Annotated in this window: 7 protein-coding genes; 6 read left to right on the forward strand and 1 reads right to left on the reverse strand. The window is 75.5% G+C overall.

All coding sequences use genetic code 11. The annotated features are described in order from the left end of the window. Positions 1-25 precede the first annotated feature (25 nt). The 3 genes from panC to pgi all read left to right on the forward strand — a co-directional run bounded on the left by panC (position 26) and on the right by pgi (position 2,940). Positions 26-883 (forward strand): pantoate--beta-alanine ligase, encoded by an 858-nt coding sequence (gene panC, locus Z164_RS0107795; protein ID WP_024890144.1) that lies wholly within the window; start codon positions 26-28, stop codon positions 881-883. A 141-nt stretch (positions 884-1,024) separates the two neighbouring features. Then, positions 1,025-1,405, forward strand: a complete 381-nt coding sequence (panD, locus tag Z164_RS0107800) for an aspartate 1-decarboxylase (protein ID WP_024890145.1) — start codon at positions 1,025-1,027, stop codon at positions 1,403-1,405. Then, positions 1,405-2,940 carry a glucose-6-phosphate isomerase gene (pgi, locus tag Z164_RS0107805; protein WP_024890146.1) on the forward strand — a complete coding sequence of 512 codons (1,536 nt, stop codon included), beginning with the start codon at positions 1,405-1,407 and terminating at the stop codon, positions 2,938-2,940. The genes panD and pgi overlap by 1 nt, the downstream gene beginning before the upstream one ends. Before the next feature lie 30 nt (positions 2,941-2,970). On the opposite strand, the gene queG is transcribed toward pgi, so the two are convergent. After that, positions 2,971-4,050: a tRNA epoxyqueuosine(34) reductase QueG gene (gene queG / locus Z164_RS0107810; RefSeq protein ID WP_024890147.1), complete on the reverse strand. Its 1,080-nt coding sequence runs from the start codon at positions 4,048-4,050 to the stop codon at positions 2,971-2,973. 23 nt (positions 4,051-4,073) lie between these two features. On the opposite strand from queG, the gene Z164_RS0107815 reads away from it, so the two are divergent. The 3 genes from Z164_RS0107815 to Z164_RS0107825 all read left to right on the forward strand — a co-directional run. Then, positions 4,074-5,567 carry a bifunctional ADP-dependent NAD(P)H-hydrate dehydratase/NAD(P)H-hydrate epimerase gene (locus Z164_RS0107815; RefSeq protein ID WP_024890148.1) on the forward strand — a complete coding sequence of 498 codons (1,494 nt, stop codon included), beginning with the start codon at positions 4,074-4,076 and terminating at the stop codon, positions 5,565-5,567. After that, positions 5,564-6,040 (forward strand): tRNA (adenosine(37)-N6)-threonylcarbamoyltransferase complex ATPase subunit type 1 TsaE, encoded by a 477-nt coding sequence (gene tsaE, locus Z164_RS0107820; protein WP_024890149.1) that lies wholly within the window; start codon positions 5,564-5,566, stop codon positions 6,038-6,040. Before Z164_RS0107815 ends, tsaE begins: the two co-directional genes overlap by 4 nt. Before the next feature lie 88 nt (positions 6,041-6,128). Next, positions 6,129-7,607 (forward strand): N-acetylmuramoyl-L-alanine amidase (locus Z164_RS0107825; RefSeq protein WP_024890150.1); only part of this gene is annotated, 1,479 nt, incomplete at its 3' end.

Below are 7,607 nucleotides of genomic sequence, written 5' to 3' on the forward strand. Positions count from 1 at the left end.
CGTCTTTCGCCCGCGCGCCGTTGCCATGATCGACATCGTCCACGACCTCGACGTCCTGCGCGCGCGCATCGCCGGCTGGAAACGCGAGGGCCTGCGCATCGGCCTGGTGCCGACGATGGGCAACCTGCACGCCGGCCACCATTCGCTGGTGCGGCTGGCGCGCGGCTACGCCGATCGCGTGGTGGCCAGCGTCTTCGTCAACCCGACCCAGTTCGGCCCGCACGAGGACTTCGACCGCTACCCGCGCACGCCCGAGGCCGACGCCGCGGGCCTGGCCGAAGCCGGCTGCGACCTGATGTGGGCGCCGACGGTGGCGACCATGTACCCGTTCGGCCCCGAGGCGGCGGTGCGCATGCACGTGCCGGGGGTGACCGAGGTGCTGGAGGGCGCGCGGCGGCCGGGCCATTTCGACGGCGTGGCGACGGTGGTCTCGCGGCTGTTCCTGCAGGTGCAGCCGGACGTCGCCGCGTTCGGGCGCAAGGACTACCAGCAACTGGCGGTGATCCGGCACCTGGTGCGCGACCTGGCGTTCCCGCTGGAGCTGCTGGCCGGCGCGATCGTGCGCGACGCCGACGGGCTCGCGCTCAGCTCGCGCAACCAGTATCTGGCCGCGCACGAGCGCCGCGTCGCGCCGCGGCTGTACGCCACGCTGCAGGCCATGCGCGACGGCCTGCGTGCCGGGCTCGCGCGCGAGGCGGTGGAGGCCGACGCCGCGCGCACGCTGGAGGCGGCCGGCTTCGAGGTCGACTACGCGGTGGTGCGCACGCCGTCCCTGCAGGCGCCCGCCGACGGCGACCGCGGCGAGCGGGTCGCGCTGCTGGCCGCGCGGATCGGCCGCACACGGCTGATCGACAACCTGGAGTTCGAGCTCGGTCCGGGCTGAACGCGCGCCGGCGCGGGAAGCCGGTTTCACCGGGGACAGCGGCGCCTGAACCGCGCGGACCCCTTGTTGCGGTGCGGGGTCTATACTGGCGGCTTCTGCGGAAATCCCGCATCACCCACCCGCTCGCTGCGGGCCGACGCCATGCAACTGACCCTGCTCAAAGCCAAGATCCACCGCGCCACCGTCACCCACGCCGAGCTGCACTACGAAGGCTCCTGCGCCATCGACGGCCGCCTGCTCGACCTGTCGGGCATCCGCGAGTACGAGCGCGTGGAGATCTACAACATCAACAACGGCGAGCGCTTCGCGACCTACGCGATTCGCGCCGAAGAGGGCAGCGGGGTGATCTCCGTCAACGGCGCCGCCGCGCACAAGGCGCAACCCGGCGACCTGGTCATCATCTGCGCCTACGGCGCCTGCGACGAGGCCGAGGCGGCGCGGTTCAAGCCGACGCTGGTGTACGTGGACCGGCAGAACCGGCCGACGCATACCAACGATTCCATCCCGGCGCAGGCCGCCTGATGGCCGCCGCGGCGCAGCGCCTGCAGGCCTCGCTGGCGCCGCACGCGCGGCGCCTCGCCGATACCCGCATCGCCGAGCTCGTGGCCGGCGCCCCCGACCGCGCCGCTGCGATGTCGCTGCGGGTGGGGCCGCTGTACGCCAACTTCGCCCGCCAGCGCATCGACGCCGAGGCGCTGCGCGCGCTGCTCGCGCTCGGCGCGGAGGCGGGGCTGCCGGCCGCGCTGCGGGCGCTGTTCGACGGCGAGCGGGTCAACGCCTCGGAAGGCCGTCCGGCGTTGCACGTGGCGCTGCGATCCGACCTGGGCGCCGGCGCGACCGCGCGCGAGGCCCACGCGCAGGCGCTGGACGCGCGCGCGCGCATGGCCGCGATCGTCGCCGCGCTGGCCGACTCGGACGTCACCGACGTCGTCAACGTCGGCATCGGCGGCTCCGACCTCGGCCCGCGGCTGGTGGTCGATGCGCTGAAGGACGCGCATACCGGCCGCTTCCGCGTGCATTTCCTCACCAACGTCGACGGCAGCGACGCCCAGCACACACTGCGCGGGCTGGACCCGGCGAAGACCGCCGCGATCCTGGTCTCCAAGAGCTTCGGCACCCAGGAGACCCTGCTCAACGGCCGCATCCTGTTCGACTGGCTGGGCGGCGGCGAGCGCCTGTACGCGGTCAGCGCCAACGTGCCCAAGGCCGAGGCCTTCGGCGTGGCGCCCGAGCGCGTGCTGCCGATGTGGGACTGGGTCGGCGGGCGCTATTCGCTGTGGTCGGCGGTGGGGCTGTCGATCGCGCTGGCGATCGGCATGGAGGGCTTCGAGGCGCTGCTGGCCGGCGCCGCGGAGATGGACGCGCACGTGCTGGAGGCGCCGCTGCAGGCCAACCTGCCGGTGCTGCACGCGCTGGCCGCGGTATGGAACCGCAACGCGCTCGACCTGCCCACGCACGCGGTGCTGCCCTACGACGAGCGCCTGGCGCTGCTGCCGGCCTACCTGCAGCAGCTGGTCATGGAGAGCCTCGGCAAGTCGGTGACGCCCGGCGGCGAGGCGGTCGGCGTGCAGACCGTGCCGGTGCTGTGGGGCGGCGCCGGCACCAATTCGCAGCACAGTTTCTTCCAGGCCCTGCACCAGGGCACGCAGACGGTGCCGGCCGATTTCATCGGCGTGGTGACGCCGCACCACGGCTATGCCGAGAACCACGCCGCGCTGCTGTCCAACCTGCTGGCGCAGACCGAGGCCCTGGCCAACGGCCACGGCGCCGACGATCCGCAGAAGCGCTATCCCGGCAACCGGCCCTCGACCCTGCTGCTGCTCGACGCGCTCGTTCCGCGCGCGCTGGGCGCGCTGATCGCGCTGTACGAGCACAGCGTCTACGCGCAGTCGGTGCTGTGGGGCATCAACGCGTTCGACCAGTGGGGCGTGGAGCTGGGCAAGCGCATCGCCGGCGAGCTGCTGCCGGCGGTGAAGGGCGAGCCGGCCCGCGTCGAGGATCCGGTCACCCGCGCGCTGCTGGCCGAGATCGCCGCGCGCCGCCGCGCCGCACCGTAACGAAGCCGGCGCCGGCCGGCCCGCGCGCGCTCAGGGCGACGCCGCGCCGGTGTGGCGCGCCAGCGCCCATTCCACGTGCTCGTCGACCAGCGCGTCGCCGGAATCGCGTCGCGCGCGCAGCGCGCCCACGGTTTCCGCCGTGGTCGGCGCATTGCCCAGCGCCACGGCGATGTTGCGCAGCCAGCGGCGGTGGCCGCTGCGGCGGATCGGCGAGCCCTCCGTGCGGCGCAGGAACTCCTCCTCGCTCCAGGCGAACAGCTCGGCCAGCCCGGCACGGTCGAGGTCGTTGCGGGCGCGGAAGTCGGGCTCGTCGGTGCGCCGCGCGAACTTGTTCCACGGGCACACCAGCTGGCAGTCGTCGCAGCCGAAGATGCGGTTGCCGATCGCCGGGCGCAGCGCCTCGGGGATCGCGCCCTCGTGCTCGATGGTCAGGTAGCTGATGCAGCGGCGCGCGTCCAGGCGGTAGGGCGCGACGATGGCGTCGGTCGGGCAGATGTCGATGCAGCGCCGGCAGGTGCCGCAGTGCGCGCTGGCCGGCGGGTCCACCGGCAGCGGCAGGTCCACATAGATCTCGCCGAGGAAGAACCAGGAGCCGCCGTTGCGGTCGATCAGGCAGGTGTGCTTGCCGATCCAGCCCAGGCCGGCGTTGCGAGCCAGCGCGCGCTCGAGCACCGGCGCGGAGTCCACGAACACGCGGTAGCCGAACGGGCCGATGGACTCGGCGATGCGGTCGGCCAGCGCCTGCAGGCGGCGGCGCATCAGCTTGTGGTAGTCGCGGCCCAGCGCGTAGCGCGCGACGTAGGCGCGGCGGCCGTCGGCGAGTGTGCGCCAGCTTTCCTCGTGGTCGCCGCGGCCGTAGTCCAGGCCGACCGAGATCGCGCGCACCGTGCCGGGCACCAGCTCGGCCGGCCGCGCGCGCAGGGTGCCGTGGCGGGCCATCCAGTCCATGGTGCCGTAGAGGCCTTCGGCCAGCCACGAGGCGAGGTGCGCTTCGTCCTCGCCCAGCTCGATGTCGGCGATGCCCACGCGCTGGAAGCCGGCCTCGCGCGCGAGCGCGCGGATGCGCTCGGCGAGCTCTGCGAGGTCGTGGTCGGGCGCGGGCGGGTTCACCGGCGAAGTATAGAATCCGCGCCATGAGCGCTTCGTCCGCCCGCGCGTCCGACGACCTGTACGGTCATGCCGCGCTGCGCGCGCTCGAGGCCGAGGCGATCGCGCAGGCGGGCGACGACGACGCGCTGATGGCGCGCGCGGGCGAATCCGCCTGGCGGCTGGCCGAGCGGGCCTGGCCGCGGGCGCGACGGCTGCTGGTGCTGTGCGGCCCCGGCAACAACGGCGGCGACGGCTACGTGTTCGCGCGGCACGCGCTGGCGGCCGGGTGCGAGGTGCGCGCATTGCATCTGCCCGGACATGCGCCGCGCACCGCCGCCGCGCAGCGCGCCGCCGCGGCGTTCGAGGCGGCCGGCGGACAGGTCGAGGCGACCGCAACCGCCGTGCTCCCGCCGGCCGACCTGCTGGTCGACGCGCTGTTCGGCATCGGCCTGGACCGTGCGCCCGCAGGCGATGCCGCCGCGCTGATCGAGGCGGCGAACGCCTGCGGCGCCGACGCGCTCGCGCTGGACGCGCCCAGCGGCGTCGATGCCGAAAGCGGCGCGGTGCCGGGCGCGGCGATCCGCGCCACGCGCACGCTGCAGTTCCTCGCGCCGCATGCGGGCCTGTACACCGGCGCCGCGCTCGACCATGTCGGCCGCCTGCACCTCGATACCCTCGGCACCGCGCCGGCGCTGCTTCGGCGCGCGCGCCCCCTGGCGCGGCGGCTGTCGGCGGGCGATCTGGCCGCGCGGCTGCGGCCGCGCGCGCGCGACAGCCACAAGGGCGCCGCCGGTCACGTGCTGTGCGTGGGCGGCGACCACGGCAAGGGCGGCGCCGTGCTGCTGGCCGCCGAAGCCGCGTTGCGCAGCGGCGCCGGCCTGGTCACCGCGGCGACGCGCGCCGAGCACGTGCCCGCGCTGCTGGCGCGGCGGCCGGAGGCGATGGCGCAGGCGGCGGAGGCGGGCGCGGGCTTCGACGGTCTGCTCGAGCGCGCCGATGTCGTCGCGCTCGGCCCCGGGCTGGGCACCGGCGCCTGGGGCGAGGCGCTGTACGCGCAGGCGCTGGCCTGCGGCCGCGCGCTGGTGCTCGACGCCGACGCGCTGAACCTGCTGGCGCGGCGCGGCGACGCGCTGCCGCCGGAGACCGTCCTCACCCCGCATCCGGGCGAGGCCGCGCGCCTGCTCGGCACCGGCACGCGCGAGATCCAGCGCGACCGCTACGCCGCCGCCGCGGCGCTCGCGCGGCGCTACGGCTGCGTCGCCGTGCTGAAGGGTGCGGGCACGGTGGTCGCGGCGCCGGGCGAGCTGTCGCGGGTGATCGCGGCCGGCAATCCCGGCATGGCGGTCGGCGGCATGGGCGATCTGCTGACCGGCTGCGTCGCCGCGCTGCGCGCGCAGGGCGCGGCGCCGTTCGAGGGCGCCTGCACCGCCGCGCTGCTGCACGCCTGCGCCGGCGACGACGCGGCTGGCGAGGGCGGCGAGCGCGGGCTGCTGCCGGCCGACCTGCTGCCGCACCTGCGGCGCCGGGCCAATCCATGAACGCCTCCCTGCAGCTCGCCGATGCCGCCGCGACCGAACGCCTCGCCGCGGCGCTGGCCGATGCCCAGCCGCCCGGCGCGGTGGTGTACCTGCACGGCGACCTCGGCGCCGGCAAGTCCACCCTGGCGCGCGCCTGGCTGCGTCGGCTCGGCGTGACCGGCACCGTGCGCAGCCCGACCTACACCCTGGTCGAGCGCTACCCCCTGGGCGCGGGGGGCGAGGCGCTGCACCTGGATCTGTACCGGATCGGCGATCCCGGCGAACTGGAATACCTCGGGCTGGACGATGCGGCCGCCGCGCTATGGTTGGTGGAGTGGCCGCAACGCGGGGCCGGCGCGTTGCCGCCGGCCGATCTGGAGGTCGCGCTGGCGCTGGCCGGAACCGGCCGGGCGGCGGCGCTGACGCCGCGTTCGGCGCGGGGCCGGGCATGGCTGGCGGCGTGCAGGCTGAGTGAAGTTGAGGGGCTTTCCTGAACCGAAGCCGCAGGAAGCGCCGGCAGGTGCCGGATTTCCAAGGGAAAACATCTTGCAAACATTCCTGGCTGGTGCTTGACTACCGGCCATGCGCGCCCGGGGCACCCGAATCCAGGAAATCGTGTTGGGGCTGGCCCTCGCGGCCGGGCTGGTCTGGGCGCTGCTGTGGAACGCCGCCCAGGCCGCCGAGCTGAACCAGGTGCGCCTGGCCGCCGGCGCCACCGGGACCCGCGCCGAGCTGAGCCTGCCGGCCGAGGTCGAATACCGGGTGATCTCGCTGGCCGACCCGCACCGCCTGGTCGTGGACCTGCCGGGCACCGATCTGGGCCGCGCGCTGGCGTTGCCGGCGCCGGCGGGGCTGGTCAAGGCCGTGCGCAGCGGCAAGCCCGAGCCCGGCACGACCCGCATCGTCTTCGACCTGCACGCGCCGGTGGTGGCGCTGAAGCCGCGCTTCGAACCCGCGGCCGGCGGCGTGAGCCTGGTGGTGGAGTGGCCGGGCGATGCGCCGGGCGAGCCCGCGCCGGTCGCCACCGCGCCCGCGCAGGCCGCGGCGCAGCAGGCCGGGCCGCAGGCGCAGGCCGCCGGGACGCCGGCCGTCGATCCGGTCGCGGCCTCGCGCGAGGCGACCGAGCGGCTGGTCGCAGAACTCGCCGCCCGCCGCCCCGCAGCCGAGCCGGCCACGGCCGCGACGACAGCGCCCGCGCTCGATCCGGCCGCCTCCAGCGCCGCGACCTCGCGGCTCATCTCCGAGATCGCCGCCGCCCGCGCGCCGGCGGCCCCGGCCGCTCCGCCGCCGTCCGCCGCGCCGGCACCGACCCCCGCGCCGCCGGCGCAGTCCGCGCAGGCGCAGGGGCAGGCGCCCGCGGCGCGCCGCGACGCCGCCGCGCCCGCCCGCACGCCGGCCCCGGCCGCCGCCGGCACCCGCGAACTGGTCATCGCCATCGATGCCGGCCACGGCGGCCAGGACCCGGGCGCGGTCGGCCCGACCGGTCGCCGCGAGAAGGACATCACCCTGGCCATCGCCCGCGAGCTGGCGCGGCAGGTCAACGAGACGCCCGGCCTGCGCGCCTATCTCACCCGCGACCGCGACGTGTTCATTCCCCTGCACCAGCGCACCCGGCTGGCACGGCAGGCCGGCGCGGACATGTTCATCTCGATCCACGCCGATGCCGCGCCCAACCGCAACGCGCAAGGGTCCTCGGTCTACGTGCTGTCGCTGCGCGGCGCCTCCTCGCAGCGCGCGCGCTGGCTGGCCGACAAGGAGAACGCGGCCGACCTGATCGGCGGCGTGCGCCTGCAGGAAGCCGACGACACCCTGGCCTCGGTGCTGCTGGACCTGACCCAGAGCGGGCAGATGAAGGCGTCGGAGGACGCCGGGCAGCACGTGCTCGCCGGTCTCAAGCGGATCGGCAACAACCACAAGCCGCACATCGAGCGCGCGAACTTCGCCGTGCTGCGCACCTCCGACATGCCGGCGATGCTGGTGGAGACCGCGTTCCTCTCCAACCCGGAGGAAGAGCAGCGCCTGATCGACCCGCGCTTCCAGCAGCGGGTGGCGCGCGCGGTG

The sequence above is a fragment of the Luteimonas huabeiensis HB2 genome (assembly GCF_000559025.1).
GTDB lineage: Bacteria > Pseudomonadota > Gammaproteobacteria > Xanthomonadales > Xanthomonadaceae > Luteimonas > Luteimonas huabeiensis.